Origin of the sequence: Nocardia sichangensis, from assembly GCF_047200615.1 — a bacterium.
In the GTDB taxonomy this organism is placed as follows: Bacteria; Actinomycetota; Actinomycetes; order Mycobacteriales; family Mycobacteriaceae; genus Nocardia; species Nocardia sichangensis.
Genome location: NZ_JBJZOK010000038.1, coordinates 29,987 through 47,075, shown reverse-complemented (window position 1 = coordinate 47,075; position 17,089 = coordinate 29,987). Strand labels below are relative to the sequence as shown.

Annotated in this window: 16 protein-coding genes; 8 read left to right on the top strand and 8 right to left on the bottom strand. The window is 68.6% G+C overall.

Annotated elements, in window-relative coordinates; all coding sequences use genetic code 11:
• Window positions 1-13: 13 nt before the first annotated feature.
• The 4 genes from aztD to ACL03I_RS34805 all read left to right on the top strand — a co-directional run bounded on the left by aztD (window position 14) and on the right by ACL03I_RS34805 (window position 6,356).
• Window positions 14-1,171 (top strand): zinc metallochaperone AztD, encoded by a 1,158-nt coding sequence (gene aztD, locus ACL03I_RS34820; RefSeq protein WP_412808075.1) that lies wholly within the window; start codon window positions 14-16, stop codon window positions 1,169-1,171.
• 106 nt (window positions 1,172-1,277) lie between these two features.
• Window positions 1,278-3,521, top strand: coding sequence for a hypothetical protein (locus tag ACL03I_RS34815; protein WP_412808074.1), 2,244 nt, complete (start codon window positions 1,278-1,280; stop codon window positions 3,519-3,521).
• A 266-nt stretch (window positions 3,522-3,787) separates the two neighbouring features.
• Complete coding sequence (locus tag ACL03I_RS34810; protein ID WP_355080138.1) at window positions 3,788-4,912, top strand: amidohydrolase family protein; 1,125 nt, start codon at window positions 3,788-3,790, stop codon at window positions 4,910-4,912.
• 160 nt (window positions 4,913-5,072) lie between these two features.
• Window positions 5,073-6,356: a YhgE/Pip domain-containing protein gene (locus ACL03I_RS34805; RefSeq protein WP_355080136.1), complete on the top strand. Its 1,284-nt coding sequence runs from the start codon at window positions 5,073-5,075 to the stop codon at window positions 6,354-6,356.
• 27 nt (window positions 6,357-6,383) lie between these two features.
• Here the strand turns inward: ACL03I_RS34805 and ACL03I_RS34800 are convergent, their stop codons facing one another.
• Genes ACL03I_RS34800 through fabG form a run of 4 tightly spaced genes read right to left on the bottom strand, consistent with a single transcriptional unit; the run spans window position 6,384 to window position 10,140 of the window.
• Window positions 6,384-7,658 (bottom strand): ABC transporter substrate-binding protein, encoded by a 1,275-nt coding sequence (locus tag ACL03I_RS34800; RefSeq protein WP_412808073.1) that lies wholly within the window; start codon window positions 7,656-7,658, stop codon window positions 6,384-6,386.
• Entirely contained in the window at window positions 7,655-8,476 is an 822-nt protein-coding gene (locus ACL03I_RS34795) for a carbohydrate ABC transporter permease (protein WP_355080133.1), read from the bottom strand. Before ACL03I_RS34795 ends, ACL03I_RS34800 begins: the two co-directional genes overlap by 4 nt.
• Window positions 8,466-9,332, bottom strand: coding sequence for a carbohydrate ABC transporter permease (locus ACL03I_RS34790; protein WP_412808072.1), 867 nt, complete (start codon window positions 9,330-9,332; stop codon window positions 8,466-8,468). Before ACL03I_RS34790 ends, ACL03I_RS34795 begins: the two co-directional genes overlap by 11 nt.
• Window positions 9,333-9,387: 55 nt before the next feature.
• Window positions 9,388-10,140 (bottom strand): 3-oxoacyl-ACP reductase FabG, encoded by a 753-nt coding sequence (gene fabG / locus ACL03I_RS34785; RefSeq protein WP_412808071.1) that lies wholly within the window; start codon window positions 10,138-10,140, stop codon window positions 9,388-9,390.
• 163 nt (window positions 10,141-10,303) lie between these two features.
• On the opposite strand from fabG, the gene ACL03I_RS34780 reads away from it, so the two are divergent.
• Window positions 10,304-10,780: an SRPBCC family protein gene (locus tag ACL03I_RS34780; protein ID WP_355080128.1), complete on the top strand. Its 477-nt coding sequence runs from the start codon at window positions 10,304-10,306 to the stop codon at window positions 10,778-10,780.
• A 214-nt stretch (window positions 10,781-10,994) separates the two neighbouring features.
• On the opposite strand, the gene ACL03I_RS34775 is transcribed toward ACL03I_RS34780, so the two are convergent.
• A complete protein-coding gene (locus ACL03I_RS34775; protein WP_412808070.1) occupies window positions 10,995-11,624 on the bottom strand; it encodes a DUF305 domain-containing protein in 630 nt (209 codons plus the stop codon).
• Window positions 11,621-13,192, bottom strand: a complete 1,572-nt coding sequence (locus ACL03I_RS34770) for an LVIVD repeat-containing protein (RefSeq protein WP_355080124.1) — start codon at window positions 13,190-13,192, stop codon at window positions 11,621-11,623. The genes ACL03I_RS34775 and ACL03I_RS34770 overlap by 4 nt, the downstream gene beginning before the upstream one ends.
• A 397-nt stretch (window positions 13,193-13,589) precedes the next feature.
• Between ACL03I_RS34770 and ACL03I_RS34765 the strand changes: the two genes are divergently transcribed.
• Both ACL03I_RS34765 and ACL03I_RS34760 read left to right on the top strand, forming a co-directional pair.
• A complete protein-coding gene (locus tag ACL03I_RS34765) occupies window positions 13,590-14,147 on the top strand; it encodes a TetR/AcrR family transcriptional regulator (RefSeq protein WP_355080122.1) in 558 nt (185 codons plus the stop codon).
• A gap of 86 nt (window positions 14,148-14,233) precedes the next feature.
• Window positions 14,234-14,542, top strand: a complete 309-nt coding sequence (locus ACL03I_RS34760; RefSeq protein WP_355080120.1) for a hypothetical protein — start codon at window positions 14,234-14,236, stop codon at window positions 14,540-14,542.
• 2 nt (window positions 14,543-14,544) lie between these two features.
• On the opposite strand, the gene ACL03I_RS34755 is transcribed toward ACL03I_RS34760, so the two are convergent.
• Window positions 14,545-14,727, bottom strand: coding sequence for a hypothetical protein (locus ACL03I_RS34755; RefSeq protein ID WP_355080119.1), 183 nt, complete (start codon window positions 14,725-14,727; stop codon window positions 14,545-14,547).
• A gap of 169 nt (window positions 14,728-14,896) precedes the next feature.
• Between ACL03I_RS34755 and ACL03I_RS34750 the strand changes: the two genes are divergently transcribed.
• Window positions 14,897-16,138 (top strand): PepSY-associated TM helix domain-containing protein, encoded by a 1,242-nt coding sequence (locus ACL03I_RS34750; RefSeq protein WP_412808069.1) that lies wholly within the window; start codon window positions 14,897-14,899, stop codon window positions 16,136-16,138.
• Between the two features lie 13 nt (window positions 16,139-16,151).
• Here the strand turns inward: ACL03I_RS34750 and ACL03I_RS34745 are convergent, their stop codons facing one another.
• The gene (locus ACL03I_RS34745) at window positions 16,152-16,799 is read right to left on the bottom strand and encodes a LysM peptidoglycan-binding domain-containing protein (RefSeq protein WP_355080115.1); all 648 of its coding nucleotides are present in this window, start codon (window positions 16,797-16,799) and stop codon (window positions 16,152-16,154) included.
• Window positions 16,800-17,089: the final 290 nt, after the last annotated feature.

Sequence of the window (17,089 nt, the reverse complement as noted above, 5' to 3'; positions counted from 1 at the left end):
GACGGAGTAACTCATGCCCGTTCGGTCACGAACCACGAAATCGTCGGCCCTGATCGGCCTGCTGACCGTAGTGCTCGCCGGTTGCGGCGCCGACACCGCTTCCGAACATGACGCCCCGCGGATCGCCGAACCCGTCGCGATCACCTACGACGGCGGGATCCACGTACTGGACGGCGCCACCCTCGAACTCGCGGACACGGTCGAACTCGACGGCTTCAACCGGCTCAACCCGGCGGGCGACGACCGCCACCTGATCGTCTCGACGAAAGAAGGCTTCCGCGTCTTCGACGCCGTCGCAGGCGAATTCACCGGCATGGAGTTCCCCGGCCCCCATCCCGGGCACGTGGTCCGGCATGCCGGGCGGACCGTGTTGTTCAGCGACGGCACCGGTGAAGTCGTCGCGTTCGACCCGGCCGATCTCGCCGAAGGCGCGCCGAAGACCGCCACCTACCGCGCGGCCGCCCCGCATCACGGCGTCGCGATCGAACTCGCCGACGGTGAACTCGTCCTCACGCTCGGCACCGAGGAGAAACGGACCGGCATCGTGGTACTCGACGAGAACCGCACCGAGAAGGCGCGCAGCGAGGACTGCCCCGGCGTGCACGGTGAGGCGACCGCCGCGGGCGAGGCCGTGGTCCTCGGCTGTGAGAACGGCGTGCTCGTCTACCGCAACGGGGCGATCACCAAGGTGGCAGGCCCGACCGAGTACGGCCGGATCGGCAACCAGGCGGGCAGCGAGACCTCGCCCGTCGTCCTCGGCGACTACAAGCAGGACAAGGATGCCGAACTCGAACGCCCGCAGCGTGTCTCGTTGATCGACACGGTCACCGGCACGCTGCGGCTGGTCGATCTGGGCACCAGCTACACCTTCCGCTCGCTGGCCCGCGGCCCACACGGCGAAGCCCTGGTCCTCGGCACCGACGGCCGCATCCACGTGATCGATCCCGTCGCGGGCGCTGTCGTGCGCACGATCCCCGTGACAGGTTCCTGGCAGGAACCGCTGGAATGGCAGAAGCCGCGACCGGCGCTGTTCGTCCGCGGCGACGTCGCCTACGTCTCGGAACCCGCCGCGAAGCAGGTCCACCGCGTCGACCTCGCCACCGGAGCGAAGACCGCGAGCGTCACGCTGCCGAGCACACCGAATGAAGTGAGCGGTGTGGTCGGGCACTGACGCCGGATTCTCCTCGATGGGGACGGAGGAAGATGGCCGCGCCGGACCACGCCCCCGGCCATCCGACGCCGCACTCTGCTGACCGCGGCGGCGCTCCGCGGATCTCGTGTCAGCGCCCACCGTCGCACCGGCCTTCCCGCCGGAGGTGATCGATGGGCCGCGTCTGCGCATACCCGCGCGGGACTATCTGCTGTTGCGGGGCCCGCTCGGCCAGGTAGGGCAGGGGGGAGCCGCGGACCTGCTCCCGGGCTGGTCGCGGACGATCAACAGCCCGAATCTCATCTGGCCCGCCGACGGGGCGTGGTTCGTTGCGACCGAGACCGACCTGCCCTGGACCGGCATCGCGGGCAGCGCCGCGCTGATCGAGGCCCTGCGGGACGACGCGGAACTGGACGTCGAGGAGACCGTGCGTCGGGCGATCGGCCCTGCTGGCGGGAGGGCACATGAACGCTCCGTAGCCGTCGAGGCGCGATCCCCGGCGCGACCGCCGCTACGGTGGGTTGGCATGGACACTGCTGCGCTCGCCGTGCCGGAGTCGGCGCGCGTTCTTCCGGTGTCGGCGCTGGGCCGCGTCCGGAGGATCGCGAAGGCACAACCGGTGGTCGTCGTGGCCGGATGCCTGGTCGTGGTGCAGCTGGCCGTCCGCTGGTGGGTGGCCGACAGCGGCTTCTTCTATTGGGACGATTTCATCCTGGTCGGCCGGGCGGCCCGCTACGGGCTGTGGTCCACCGATCTGCTGCTGTACGACCACGACGGGCACTTCATGCCGTTGGCCTTCGTCACGGCCTGGGCGGTGAACGCGGTCGCGCCGCTGGTCTGGGCGGGACCGGTGACGGTGCTGCTGCTCATGCAGCTGGGGGCGTCGGTAGCCGTGGTGCGCATGCTGCTGCTCATCGTGGGCCCCCGGTGGCCGCTTCTGATTCCGCTGGTCTTCTATCTGTTCTGCCCCCTGACGATCCCGGCTTTCGCATGGTGGGCCGCCGCTCTCAACGCACTGCCGCTGCAATTCGCCCTCGCCTGGGTGATCGGGGACGCGGTGTCGCTGGTGCGGAGCGGCCGCCGCCGATACGCGCTGTCCGGCGTCGCGGTGCTCGTGGTGGCGTTGCTGTTCTTCGAGAAGTCGGCGGTCGTGCCGTTCGTCGCGTTCGCCGTGACTGCGCTGGTCCGCCATGTCGACGGCGGCGAGTCCCCGATTCGTGTGGTGGCGCGGCGGGGCGCGGCGCTGTGGATCGGATCGTCCGCGGTCCTGGGCTTCTGGACCATCGCCTATCTCGCGGTGGTCGCAGGGCCGGGACTGCCCGACGACTGGGACGAGTTGCGCGACCTGCTGCCCGGCGCGGCCTCCCTGGGGATCGTGCCCGCGCTGTCCGGCGGTCCGTGGGTGTGGGAGCGGTGGCTGCCGTCGACGCCGTGGGCGGATCCCCCCGGCTGGGCGGTGGTAGCGGCCTGGCTGGCGCTGGGCGCGGTGGTGGCGCTGTCGATGCGCACCCGGCAGCGGATCGGGGCGGTGTGGCTGACGGCCGCCGTCTACGTCGTGATCGCTCAGCTGGCCGTCGCGTTGGCTCGTGGCGGACCGAACACCGCGGGGGAGTTGATGCAGTCGCTGCGCTACTTCGCCGACTCGGCGGTGATCGCGGCGGCCGCGGGCGCGCTCATGGTGCGGGCTCGCCCCCGGCCGTCCCGGAATCCGCGGCGCATCGGGCTTCCCGTCCGGCAGCTGACGGTCGCGGTGACAGCGGTGTTCGTCGCGAGCAGTCTCTGGTCCACCTGGACATTCGTGCGATCGTGGCGGGTCGGTCCGTCCGAAACGTATGTCACCAACGTGAAATCGGCACTGCGCGCATGGGACGGCGCGCCCCTGCTCGAGCAGGAGGTGCCGTGGAACGTGTTGAATCCGATGGCCTATCCGCAGAATCTGACCAGCAGCGTGCTGGCGTCCGTGGCCGCCCCCGGCACGTTCGCGGTCGCGACACCGCACTTGCGGATGATCACCGACGACGGTGCGATCGTCGACGCGGCGGTCTGGTGGAACCGGGCCATCCTCCCCGGACCGGAGCCCGGCTGTGGCTACCGCGTCGACGGAACAAGGCCGGTGTTCCCGCGTCTCGACGGCCCCCTGCTCGCGAACAAGTGGACCGCGCAAATCAATTACGTGGCCAGTCGTGATGGCCGGATCAGCGTCGCCCTGGAACACGGTGAAGCGGAGTCGGCGCCGGTCCGGAAGGGACTGAACACCGTGTTCGTCCGCCTCGTCGGCAGCGGCTCGGCACTGCGAATCTCCGCCGAGACACCGGGGCTAGACCTGTGCCTCGGCGTCGGCCCGGTCGGCGTCGCGTCGTACGACAACTGAGCTCCGACCGGATCGCGGAGACCTCCGCCATTCGATCTTCAGCGGCTCCGAAGCCGATCATCTCCGCTGAGGGCGGTCTTCCGAGGCGGTTCGTCTCCGCGCATGCGCGCGTCGACAGGTGATTCTCTCCACGATACTGACTAATTCGTCATTTACTCTTGACGACAATTTCATCGTAGCTGATGATTTCATCGAATGCCGTCCGGTGGTGCTGAGAAGCACCGGCGGACCGGTCCGTTTCCCCGTCCGGACGAGTGAGGACTCTCATGACCGATTCCCGATTCCGCAGGAAGACGAGCAGGCGCCGCGCCTTGGGCGGCGTCGTCGCCGGGACGCTCGGCGTGGCCGCGACAGCGGCGATCGCTCGAGCGAACCCGGCGCGCACCGGGCAACCTGCGCCGTCGGGTACCTACCGGATCGACCTGCACGCCCACTTCCTGCCACCGGACTACCGTGCGGCGCTGCTCGACCACGGTCACGTCACCATCGGCGGATACCCGACGCCGGATTGGTCCCCGGAACAGGCGCTGGCGTTCATGGACTACTACGGGATCCAGGCGCAGGCGCTGTCGGTGTCCGACCCCGGCGTGTCGTTCCTGCGTGGCAAGGAGGCGAACGACCTGGCCCGCTACTGCAACACGTATGCCGCAAGGCTGTTGCAAACGCATCCGAAGCGATTCGGCGCCTTCGCGGTGCTGCCGATGCCCGACGTCGCCGCCTCCGTCGCGGAAGCCGTCTACGCGCTGGATGAACTGCACCTCGACGGTGTGGTGTTGCTGTCCGCCTACGACGGCGTCTACCTCGGTGATCCGCGTTTCGAGCCGTTGCTGATCGCGCTGAACCAACGCAGCGCCTATGTCTTCGTGCATCCGGCCGCCATCCCCGCCGAGGCCAAACCGAAGCTGCCGCTGCCGGACTTCCTCGAAGAATTCACCTTCGACACCACGCGCGCGGCGACCTTGATGATGGCCACCGGCACGACGCAGCGCTACCCGAACATCCGTTTCCAGCTCGCGCACGCGGGCGGGACACTTCCGTTCCTGTCCCACCGCGTCAGCGTCGCGTCGCAAACGGTGCTCGGCGAACTGTGGCCCGACGATCTGCCCAGGCCGTCGGTGCTCGACACGCAACGCCAGATCGCGAACTTCTACTACGACACCGCGCTCAGCGGATCGGCCGCGGCGATGGCGAGCGTGCTCGCCGTCGGGAAGCGCGAGCACGTCGTCTTCGGTTCCGACTGGCCCTTCAGCGCGCTCACCCTGCCGCAGACCGGCACGCACGATCCGGCCCCCGGACTCAGCGACATCTTCGACGCGGACCAGCGGATGGAGGTCGAGCGGATCAATCCGCTGCGGCAACTGCCCCGCTTGGCCGCGGCGATCGACGCGTGAGCGCCTGCCACTCGCGATCGACGACGCGCAGGGTTTCCCGGCGAAACTCCGGACCACGATTTCGGGATGTCCGCGCGCACGGGTGAAGATAACCAGCAGTTCGCCGAATACGTCCGCGCCGCCGAGCAGTCTTTTGTCCGCCGCGAGAGGAGCCGGTTCCATGGCAGCGAAACCCACGCGGATCCGTACCTGGATCCGACCCCTTGTCGTCGTCACGCTGCTCATGGCGTTGCTATCGGTGATGTATCTCGGGTACGTCGTCAACCCCGAAAAGAATCTGCACGACTTGCCGCTCGCCGTCGTGAACCAGGATGCGGGCGACACACTCGCCGGGAAACCGGCCAACGTGGGCAACCAGATCACCGCGGCGCTCACCGCGAACATCCCGGCCGACAAGGTCGACCTGCGCGTCATCGGCATCACCGAAGCGCAGTTGCTGATGCGCGACGGCAAGATCTACGGCGCGATCGTCATCCCGAGTGATTTCACCAAGCGGCTCGCGATCCTCGGCGCTTCCGGTGTGGTATCCGGAAAGGTCGACCGGCCGGTGATCACCGTGCAGACCAATCCGCGCACCGGCACCTACGCCACACAGATCACGCTTCGTATCGCCGAACAGGCACTGGGCGCGGTCAACACCACGGTCGGACAGCAGCTCACCGCCGCGGTGGACGAACAACTGCGGTCCTCCGGCGGACCCGCGCCGCAGTTGGCCGGAGCCAGCCAGTTGCTGCTGGCCGAGCCGATCGACGTGGTGATCGCGCCGTATCGTCCACTGCCCGAAGGCACCGGCGGCGGGTTGTCGGCCTTCTTCTACACGCTGCTGATCCTGCTGGCCGGATTCACCGGCGCCATGATCATCCACACCATGGTGGACGCTTCGCTCGGATTCACGCCGACCGAGTACGGGCCGTGGTATGTGCACTATCCGCCCACTCCGATCTCCCGGCTGCGCACATTGCTGCTGAAATGGGGCGTGCTCGCCGTCGCCGCGCCGATCGTGTCCGGTGTGTTCCTCGGCGTCGGGACGGCTTTGGACATGCCCATCGACAAAGCCTTGCTGCTGTTCCTCTATTCCACGTTCGCCATCCTCGCCGTGGGCGTCACCGCGCTGTCGATACTCGCCGCCTTCGGCGCCGCGGGCATGCTCGTCAACCTGATCCTGTTCATCGTGCTGGGGTTGCCCTCGGCAGGCGGAACCGTGCCCATCGAGGCGACGCCTACGTACTTCGCCTGGCTGTCCACATTCGAGCCGATGCATCAGGTCTTCCTCGGCGTCCGCGCGATCCTGTACTTCGAGGCCAGAGCCGCGGCGGGCCTGGAACGCGGTGTCTGGATGGCGCTACTCGGCCTGGTCATCGGCTTGTGCTCCGGTGCTGCGGTGACGGCGTTCTACGACCGGAAAGGATTGACGCGCACCGCGAATCGCGGCACCACATCCTAGGGCGGCCGGATCTTCTCCGGCGCTCGCTCAGTTCTGCGCGACGGCGGCCTCGGCCGCGGCCTGGGCGCGCGACAACGCTTCCGGCACCGGAATCCGGCCGAGATACATTTCGGCGAAAATCGGGTCGAGGGCGCGGAGCGCGGCCGAGAAACCCGGTCCGCCACCAGAGGAGATGCGCGGGCCGCGGAGTACGCCGAAGAAGGGGGAGACCTCCACGCCCTTCCCTGCCCAGTAGTCGCGATAGCGCTGCTGTTCGGACACGACTGCCGGGATGGCGCCGCCGCCCTCGGCCAGGTGGCGGTTGCCCGCGCCGCTGCCGAGCCAGGCCAGCACCCGGCGCACCGCGTCGGGATGCCGGGTGGCCGCGTTACCCGCGACGCCGATCGCGTTGTTCGTGCTCACCCGTCCCGCCGGGCCCGCGGGCAGCAGCGCGACGCCCCACTCGAAGCGGGCCTGTTCGGAGATTTGCGCGAGATTGAATGTCCCGGACTGCAGCAGCGCCAATTTGCCCTGTAAGAAAGCGTTCTTCGCGAAGTCGGGATTGGTGTTGGTGTCCGCGGGCGATGGCGCGAGTCCGTCGGCGATCAACCGCACCAGATAGTCGAACGCCGCCACGCCCTGCGGGCTGTCGAAGACGAAATTGTCGTGGTCGTCTTGGAAGCGCGCTCCGTTCGAGCCCAGATAGGGTAGTTCGATGGACTGGAAGTCGTGACCCGCGTTGTACGCCCACGGCGTGACCGCCGCCAGTCTGCGCAGCAGTGGGCGCAGGGTGTCGTCGCCGCCGGGACTCCACCGCATCGCGGTCAGCTCGGCGGGATCGATGTGCGCGGCCGCGAGCAGGTCGCGGTTGTAGTACACCGCGGTTCCGGCATCGACGAATTGCGGTACAGCCCAAAGCTTCCCGTCGCGCGTGTACTGCGCGACCGCCGAGGGGTCCCAGGCACTCGCGGCCTCGGGACCGAGCGTCGCCCCGATGTCGAGCAACCGCCCGGCATCGGCGTAGTCCTCGTACAGATTGGTCCAGAACAGATCGTCGGCGGTGCCACCGGCCACGTCCAAGCGGAGTTTCTGCCGATACGACGACCACGGCACCACCGTGATCCGTACTGCGAGGTCCGGATTCGCCCGCTCGAACTCCGCGAGCGACGCCTGGTAGGCGGGTACCAGACTCTCGTCCCAGATCCGCAACCCCACCACGGTGCGGCCGGACCCGTCGCCGTCACGGCCGAGCCACAGGGCCGCCGCGACCAGCAGTGCCGCGGCGAGTGCGAGGGCGAGCACCACGCGGGTCGATGTCCTCATTTCACCCCTGTCCACGCGATCGAGCGCAGCACCTGCCGCTGGCAGATCACGAACAGCACCACCAGCGGCGCGATGGCCAGCGTCGTGGCCGCCATCACCAGGGTCCACTGCGCGTTGTAGCGGGTCTGCAGATTCGCCGTCGCCACCGTCAGCACCTGCCACGAGCGGCCGCTGCTCGCGACCAGCGGCCACATGAAATTGTTCCACTGCGAGACGATCGTGATGAGCGTCAAGGTCGCCAGCACCGGCCTGCTCATCGGCACCATGACGTGCACGATGATGTCGAGGGTGTTCGCGCCGTCGAGCCGCGCCGCGCCGATCAGCTCCTGCGGAATCGCCCGAAAGTACTGACGCAGCAAAAAGACCGCGTACGGCGATCCGAACACGAACGGCAGCACCAGCGCCCAGAAGGTGTTCAGCAGGTCCAGGCGCGCGAACATCAGGTACAGCGGGATGAGAGTCACCATCGGCGGCACCATCATGGTGCCCAGATACACCCAGAAGAGCGCGTCGCGTCCCGGGAAATCGGTGCGGGCGAACGCGTATGCCGCCAGCACCGAAGTGATCAATTGGCCGCCGGTGATGAACACCGTCATCAACGCGGTCACCAGCACCGCACGCCCGAAGCCGTAGTCCAGTACGGTCCGGAAATTGTCGGCGGTGACCGGATGCGGCAGGGCCAGCGGCGACCCGGTCGCGAACTGGCCGGGTGTCTTCACGGCGGTGAGCGCGCTGAGCAGCAGGGGCGCCACGGTCAGCAACGCTCCGGCCGAGAGGATCGCGTAGGCGGCCGCCGAACGTAGGCGATCAGAGCTCATAGGTGGTCCGATCCCGGAAGTAGCGGTGCTGCGCCACGGTGATCGCGAACATGACCGCGAACACCACGAGCGCCATGACGGCGGCGCGGCCGGGCCGTGCGGCGTCGAATGCCTCGGTGAAGATCCGCATCGCGAGCACATCGGTGCGGTCGCCCGGTCCGCCCTTGGTCAACGCGTACACGGTGTCGAAGGTCTGGAAGGCGGTCAGTACGCCGGTGACCAATACGAAGAACATGGTGGGCCGCAGTAGCGGCAGGATCAGCCAGCGGATCCGGCGCCAGCCGGTGGCCCCGTCCAGCGCACCGGCGTCGAGGATCTCGTCCGGGATCGCGCGGATTCCGGCCACGAAGAACAGCGCCACGTAACCGAAGTTCGCCCACACGCTCACCGCGGCCACCGACGGCAGCGCCAGCGCCGGATCCGAGAGCCATTCGACGCGCAGGCCGAGCGCGGCGTTGACGGCGCCACCGGTGGGAGCGAACATCCACTGCCACACCACACCCACCGCCACCGGCGCGCACATCCACGGCAGCGCGTACATGACCCGGAGACTCGTCGCGCCGCGCCGCCGGGCCAGCAATGCCGCGACCGCGAAACCCAGCACCGTCTGAGCGGGCACCACGATCGCGGTCAACGCCAGCGTCACCAGCAGGGCGTGGCCGAACGCGGCGTCGCCGAGCACCGACCGCCAGTTGCGCAGTCCGACGAACTCCATCGGTCCCAACAGGTTCCAGCTGTGCAGACTGAGCCAGGCCACCACCAGAATCGGCAGCACCAGGAACGCGCCGACACCGATCAGGCTCGGCAGCAAGAGAACATAGCTCGTCATGCCGCGACGAGCCCCACGCCGATTCATGTGCTGCGACGTTACCGCCCCCGCCCGCCCCGGCACGGCGGGCGGGGGCGGGTCGTCAGTTGGTCGGGCCGCCCGCCACGTAGATCACCTGGCCGGAAACGAAACCGGCGCCCTCGCTCACCAGGAACGAGGCGGTGTGCGCGATGTCCTCGGGCGTGCCGACGCGCTGCACGGGAATCTGCGTGGCGGCGGCCTTCTGGGAGTCCTCGAAGGAGACGCCGACGCGCGCGGCGGTGGCGGCGGTCATGTCGGTGACGATGAACCCGGGAGCGATGGCGTTGGCCGTGACGCCGAACTTGCCCAGCTCGAACGCCAAGGTCTTGGTGAAGCCCTGCAAACCGGCCTTCGCCGCCGAATAGTTCACCTGGCCGCGATTGCCGAGCGCCGAAGTGCTGGACATGTTGACGACCCGTCCCCACTTCTGCTCGACCATGTGCTTCTGCACCGCGCGGGTGAGCAGGAAGGCGCCGCGCAGGTGCACGTTCAGCACCGCGTCCCAGTCGTCGACGCTCATCTTGAACAGGAGGTTGTCGCGCAGGATGCCCGCGTTGTTCACGACGACGGTCGGCGCCCCCAGCTCGTTCTCCAGCTGCGCGACGGCGGCGGCCACCGACTCCTCGTTCGACACGTCGGCGCCGAGCGCGACGGCTCGGCCGCCCGCCTCGGTGATCGCGCCGACCGTGTCGGCGCAGGCCGCCGCGTCGAGGTCGAGCACGCCGACCCGAAGACCGTCCGCGGCTAAGCGCTTGGCGATCGCCGCGCCGATCCCTCGTGCGGCGCCGGACACTACTGCAACTCGCTCGCCCATGAGCGCGTCCCTTCGTCGATCGGATGTCGGATCGAATCAGTCTTACCGCACCGGTCCGCCGTGGCCGGGAGGCGGATCGGTCGCCGGATCGGCGCCGGGGAATTAACACCGACCTCGAGCGGAAGGCTTGCCCGGCTCTCGACCCGGATGCTTCGATCGGCACGTGACCGAGCAGAACGAGGTTCCCCGTATCGTCAGCGCCAGCCGTGAGATCAACGCGAATCCCGCGGAGATCTTCGAGCTCATCGCCGATCCCGCCGAGCAGCCGCGCTGGGACGGCAACGACAACCTGGCCGAGGCCGCGGCGGGGCAGCGGGTGCGAGAAGCCGGAGCGGTGTTCAGCACCACCCTGACCAACGGGGCTGTGCGCGACAACCACGTGGTGGAGTTCACCGAGGGCAGCCGCATCGCGTGGCATCCGTCGGAACCGGGCAAGCAGCCGCCCGGCCACCTCTGGCGCTGGGAACTGGAGCCGGTGGGTGAGGGCCGCACCCTGGTCACCCACACCTACGACTGGACGTCGCTCACCGACGAGAAGCGTCAGGTCCGGGCGCGCGCGACCACCGCGGACAAGCTGTCGGCCTCCCTCGACCGGCTCGCCGAACTGGCCGAGCAGCAAGCGGTTTCGTCGCAGCGGTAGTCGGCGTCGTCGTCCGGTCGCCGAATGTCGTGGCCTCGGAACACCCACGCAGGGCCACCGCGATGCGGCCCGGCCCAGTCGCGCCGGAGCCGTATCGAGTGTGGTGCCTCAACGGTGGTGAGAGCACGCACGATGCGGTGGTTCAGGGCTGAGACACGGCCGGACCGGTGACCCGGCGACACAGGCCGCCGTCGCGGTAGTCGCCGGGCGCATCTCAGCGTGGTGCCTGCTCTCGGGACAGCAGCAAGCCGATGAGGCCGACTTCCTGTCCCTGGGTGCTGATCATGTCGCGGGCGATCTGTTCGACCATGCCGCCGTTCAGCCGGCGATCCGCCGCCTGCGCCATCTGGATGCCGCCGTAGTGGTGGCGCTGCATCAGGCGCAGGAAACCGGTCGCAGCCTCGGCGCCGCGCGCGGCGCCGAGCGCGTCGAGTTCGTCCTGGCTCGCCATGCCGGGCATCGTCGCGTGCCCGGCGGTCGCGTAGTGCTCGTGGTCGGCCTCCGCGTGCATCCACGCCATCGGGTGCGGATTGGTCACCGCGAGCCGGGCCATGCGCAGCCAGCCGAGCATCATGCCGATCTCGGTGCGCTGGGTGTCGGCGATCTGTTGTGCCAGCGCGCGCACCGCCGGGTCGGCCCCGCCGTCTAGTCGCTGGACCAGGAGCAGCGCCTGATTGTGGTGCGCGATCATGTCCTGGACGAAACCGGTTTCGGTGCTGTCCAGCAGCGGTGCGGCGGTGCTGTCCGCGCCGACCGCCAACGGCCGCAGCGCAGCGCCCGCCACCAGCAGCAGCACCGCGAAGGCGGCGAGCGTGGCCGCCCCGAGCCACCGGCGGCGGATCATGATCCCGTGGTCGAACGCTGGTCGGCAGGCGGCGTGTACACGTTCCGGTCCACTTCCAGCGCCAAGAAGCCGTTGTCGGCGCAGGTGGTCCAGAGTTGGTTGCCCCGCCATTCCGGCGGCGAGAAGCACCAGTCCGTGGAGAGATCACCGAAGGCGAGCATGCCGCTTCGTTCGCTCGTCGCCTGCGTGAGGTCGAACTGGCCTTGCAGCACCGCCTGCACCACCGCGGGACCGGCCAGCACCGGAGGGCCGATGATCGACGCGAGCGCGTGCGGTGAATTCCAGAGCTCGGTGTTGCGGCCGGTGCGCGCGGGCGGGTTGTAGTAGGCGATCTCCCGGACGGCCGACGGATCCCGTACATCGAACACACGGATGCCCGAGGAGGTCCAGCTGCACGCCAGCGCCGTGGGATCGGCCGCCCGGTCCGCGGCGCAGTAATGCGTGTCGTAGGCGAACAGCGAGCCGCCCGCGGCGGAAGCCATTGCGGTGTCCTGATTCTCCGGCAGGTTGATCTCGAGTTTGATGGTCTCGACGATGCGCGGCCGGGTGGGCTCGGCGACATCGATGATCTTGACGCCGCCGGATCCGGCCTCGTTGGTGGCGAACACGTACGGCCTGCCGCCATAGGTCACGGGGATGTTGTGCTGGCTGGCCCAGCCGTCGGTCCAGGTGAGGTGCGACAGTTCGCGCACCTGCGGGCCGGGATCGCGGCGCTGCACCGCGCCGACGTCCAGAATCATCAGCCCGCCCATGTTGTTCGCCAGGTACATGAGGTTGCCGTCGGGGCTGAACCCGAATCCGTGCATGGACAGACCGGGCAGACCCTGCCACACCACGTGGGGAGCGGCGGGGTCGGTGAGGTCGACGGCACTGACCAGGCCGGGTGCGACGCCGGAACTCCAGTAGGTGTTGCCGTCGGGGGAGAACCCGCCCTCATGGGCCGTGATCGGCAACGGCATCGCCAGGTCGGTTCCCGGGCCGGGGTTGAGCAGGCGTGGATGCGCGCAGTCGGTGAGGTCGTAGACCGACAGCAGGCCCGCACCGGTCAAAGCGGGCACCCCGGTGCCGACGAGCAGTTTTCTCGTCTCGTTGACCTTCAGGCTCTCCCAGGTGCCTGCCAGCATGGCCGGTTCGGTGAGCGTGGCGGTGCGGACGGGGTTCGTGGGATCGGCGACGTCCACCACCTGGACGCCCTCTTCGGGCCCGAGCAGGTCGCCCGGGAAGAACGTGCCGATGTAGGCGCAGTGGTCGAAGGTCACCGAGTTGATGCCGCCGCCGCGGCCGCCATAGGCGCCGAGCCGGGTGACGTTGCAGCTGTAGCCCTGGCCGCTGCGGCCGCTGTCACGGTCGGCGGCGGGAACATCGCCTTGCAAACCTGTTTCGGGGGCCGAACCTGGATTGCAGACGGCGCGTGCGGCCGCGGTCGCGGCTATGGCGCCGACCTCGCGAACCTGCCCGGAGGGATCGGAATCGGTTTGGGCGGCGACGATGCCGAATGGCAGGAGAATCGCTGCGGCGCCGACGGTCACGAAGAAGCGCCGGCCCCAGCTGGTGATGGACGAAGTCATGGACGTACCGGCCCTCGGCGGTGAGGGCGCCTTTCCCGTGTGCTCGGTTACAAGTCCGGATGCGGTCTCGGACGGCTGTTGGTCGATCCCGAGCGCGTGCGGTGCGGCCGCCGCGGTGACGGCAGCGTCATCGTGTATCCGGACCACCCGATGCGGCATGGTGGCGTCGAACGAGTGTCGAATCCGGCCTGGCGCAACGGCGTCCCTACTCGCCGAGCCGGGCCGAGCCGACCCTCTCGCCATGCCGGACTGTGTTGTCCGGTTACTCGGTCAGTGTGCGTGAGATCGCCGCGCCGCGTCAATACGGCGCGGCTGTATCCGGTCGGATTACGGCATCCGTGCCGGGCCCTCCGGCGTGCTGCGGGGCGGTCGGCGATGGTCCGGTAACCTTGCCCGAATGACCTCGCCACGCCGTGTGAACAGGGGGCCGAAGGCGGCGGCCGGCAATCGGGCGGCCTTGATCCAAGCGGCGCGGGAGGTTTTCGCGGACAGTGGCTTCGACGCGCCGTTCAGCTCCATCGCGCGGGCCGCCGGCGTGGGGCAGGGCGTGCTCTACCGACACTTCCCGACCAGGGAGAGCATCGCGCTCGCGGTGTTCGAGGAGAACATCGAGGGCATCGAGGCGCTGGCGGACGATCCCGCGGTCACCGTGGACGATCTGCTGGCGATCATGGTCGATCAGATCACCACCTCGGCGGCGTTCATCGCGATGATCCATCCCGCGAACACCGACGACATGCGCCTGTTCGAGGTGGCGCGACGGCTGATCACCCTCATCGCGGAGAAGCTGGAGGATCCGCGTCAGCGCGGCACGATCAGCGCCGACATCACCACCGCGGACGTGGTCCTGGCACTGGCGATGCTGGCGGCCGTGCTGTCGAAGACCGATGCGCAGTCCAAGAAGGAGACCGCCCGGCAGGCATGGGCGTTGCTGGACCGCGCTCTGCGCGGCTGAATGGGGCGCGTCCGTGTGTGCGGCTGAACCTTCCGGCGAGGGGCGCGGTGATCCACTTCCACTGCCCACATCGGTACCGCTCGGCGGTGGTCGCCCCGAATATCGCGGACGTCGTGCGCTGGACCGGTGGGTGGCTGTTCGATCGAACCGTCGCGGGATGGGAGGTCACGGTGCTGGTGGCCGGTCAGGCGGATATCCGTCCGCTGCGCATCCTGGGGGCGACGGTGCTCGACCTCGAACAGTTCTCGGCCGCGCCGGTGCGTGAGACGTGGCCGCAGGCGGTCGCCGTCGCCGCCGGGACGTATCGGTCCGACAGCCGGGTTCGTGACGGCGTGCTCGACTGTCTCGACCGCGGGCTCACCGAGGTGACGATGTGGGGCGAGGGGGTGCGGTGACCTCAGATGCAGAAGCTGATGCTTGCCGGGCCCAGTGGGATATTGAGGCATACCGTGACCGAGCCGAGGGCGTCGTTCGTCGGTACGGGTGAAGCCGGTGCGGCGGAGGCTGCCGGGGCGAAAAGGGCCCCGATGGTCAGTGCGAGAGCGGCTGCGGCGATCGCTTGCGTGGCTTTGGTGATCATGGTGATTTCCTTGGCTGAGCGATAGGGCGATCCGAACCCGGCCCGGCAACGTCGATCCGAGTCCGGGGTGACTCTGATCAGATCATCCGCCGGTGCGGTGGTGTAGACAAGCCCTCCTGGCTGCCGTGCCCGCATTGGGAAGGTCGAATTTTGAAGTTAGCCTAACCTTATGAATACCACCGTGGTGGTGCGCGAGCCTGGCAAGCGGATCGTCGGATCACCGAAGCGATCCCGGAAACCGATACGGCGCAGGCTGATCTCGATCCATCGCTGGTCGGCGCTGATTCTCGGCTCGGTCCTCGTGATCCAGTCGACCTCGGGCGCGATCCTGCTCTACCACGCGGAATTGTTCCGAGCGCAACACGCTTCGTTCTATCGCCACACGGACGCGCCGGCGGTGGTCGACGCAGAACAGGCCGTCGCGATGGTGCGTGCCGCCGATCCCGGTTTCGACGTCGGCTGGGTCGGTGGAGACGGCGGCGTGATCGCGATCGGGAACACGAAGTACACCGCCGCCTACTCCGTCGATCCCGCTACCGGACGAATCAACGAGCAGGTGAACCTGACCGACGGCGTTCTCGGCTGGCTGACCAACCTGCACAACTGCGCGTTCGGTTGTGCGCGCTACTCCGGCGCGATCCCGATCCTGGAGAATCAGGCTCCGCTCCTCGGCATCAAATGGGGCGCGGTGATTCTCGGCGCGCTCGGCGTCCTGCTGGTATCGCTCGCGGTGTCCGGCGCGGTCATCTGGTGGCCGTCACTCGCACGGCTGCGCCACGGATTCCGGGTCCGGTTGCGGAAAGGCCGCTTCGCCAGGGACCGCGACCTGCACGACGTCATCGGTATTCTCGCGGTGCCGTTCCTGTTGGTGTGGGGCATCACCGGCACCACCATCGAATGGCCTGCCGTGCAACGGGCTTGGCTCGTGGCGACCGGCGGCACCACGACCCTAGAACGAACCGAGCGGTCTTTCGTGCCGCGGTCGAGCGATGCCCGACGGCCCCCGCTGTCCATCGGCGAGGCCACGGCGATCGCGGATCGAGCCGCGCCGGGCCGACTCGCCTACCTGTTGCTGCCCACGGACGACGCCCCGTACTACCGCGCCGTCGTCGCCGGGGCCTACTCCCCGCGCGAGCACCGCCTCTTCTACAGCGGTGACGTCATGGTCTACGTGAACGCCCATGACGATTCCGACATCAAGGTGGTCGACGCGAGCCACGACCGGCCGCTGGCGAACACCTTCTACGCCAAGGTCTTCGAGCCCGCCCACTTCGGCTGGCTGGTGAACGGCTGGTGGCGACTGATCTGGCTGGCATTCGGCCTGACACCGCTCGCGCTGGCGATCACCGGCCTGTCGACCTGGCTGTTCCGGCGCCGGACCCGGCGCCGCCGCGCTCACGCGACGACGTAGCCGCCGACCCCGGTCACGACGGGAAGTGGATCACCTGGCGGGAGAAGAGCGCTTCGGGCTCGGCGATGTGATTCGCCGCCGCGACGACTCCCACTCTGGTGTCCAGATCCGCAGGACCGTAGTGGTCCTCGCACATCGAGCGCAGCGTGTCGCCCGCGACGCCGCGGCGGCGGTTCAGGCCGGGCACGACGAGCACGTGGCCGGGAGCCGGCTGGCTGCCCGAGGGCAAGTGGTTGGCCAGTTCGATCATCACGCCGAGATTCGCGTCGCCGTACCAGCGCTCGGCGAGTATCGAGAGGGTTTCGCTTTCGGTCACCGTGTGGTGACCGACATCGGCGAGCTCCGGAATGTGCAGCCACGCGCCGGGCTGGATGGCACGTTGCGCCACGCCGTTGACGACTTCCCAGATCAGCTGGACTCCGGTGTCCTCGGTTCCGTAGTAGCGCTGGGTGATCTGCTTCCGCACCGCGGTGGAGTCGGGCGTGGTGAGGAGGTGGCGCCGCGTGATGTAGGGGATCAGGAGCTGTTGTCCGACATCGATCGAATTCGGATCGGCGAGATGGTTCTGGCGCGCGATCGCCGGGAACAGGCTGCCGTCTCCGTACTCCCGATGGGCGATCGCGGAGAGGGTGTCGCCGGGTTGGACTTCGTACTTCTTCATCTGTTCGGCCTTTCTGCACTGCTGACAGCCGGCGCCGCGGACACCGATTCCGGCTTGTCTCGCACGCGCACCTGCCGTCCACGAACGGTTGTGGCGCTACCGAATGCTCGTCGCGATCGGCCGCGCGATCGTGCGTAGGCGACTACTCGTTTCCGGCGGCGCTCGCCGCGACTCCGTCGGGGCGGCGTCCCGATTACCCGGTTGGTCTCGCCGGATACGCAGGTGGCGCCCGGCCGGTCTGGCCGGGTCGGATGCCGCGACCAGCTTCCCGGGGCGGCTCGGAGAAGCCG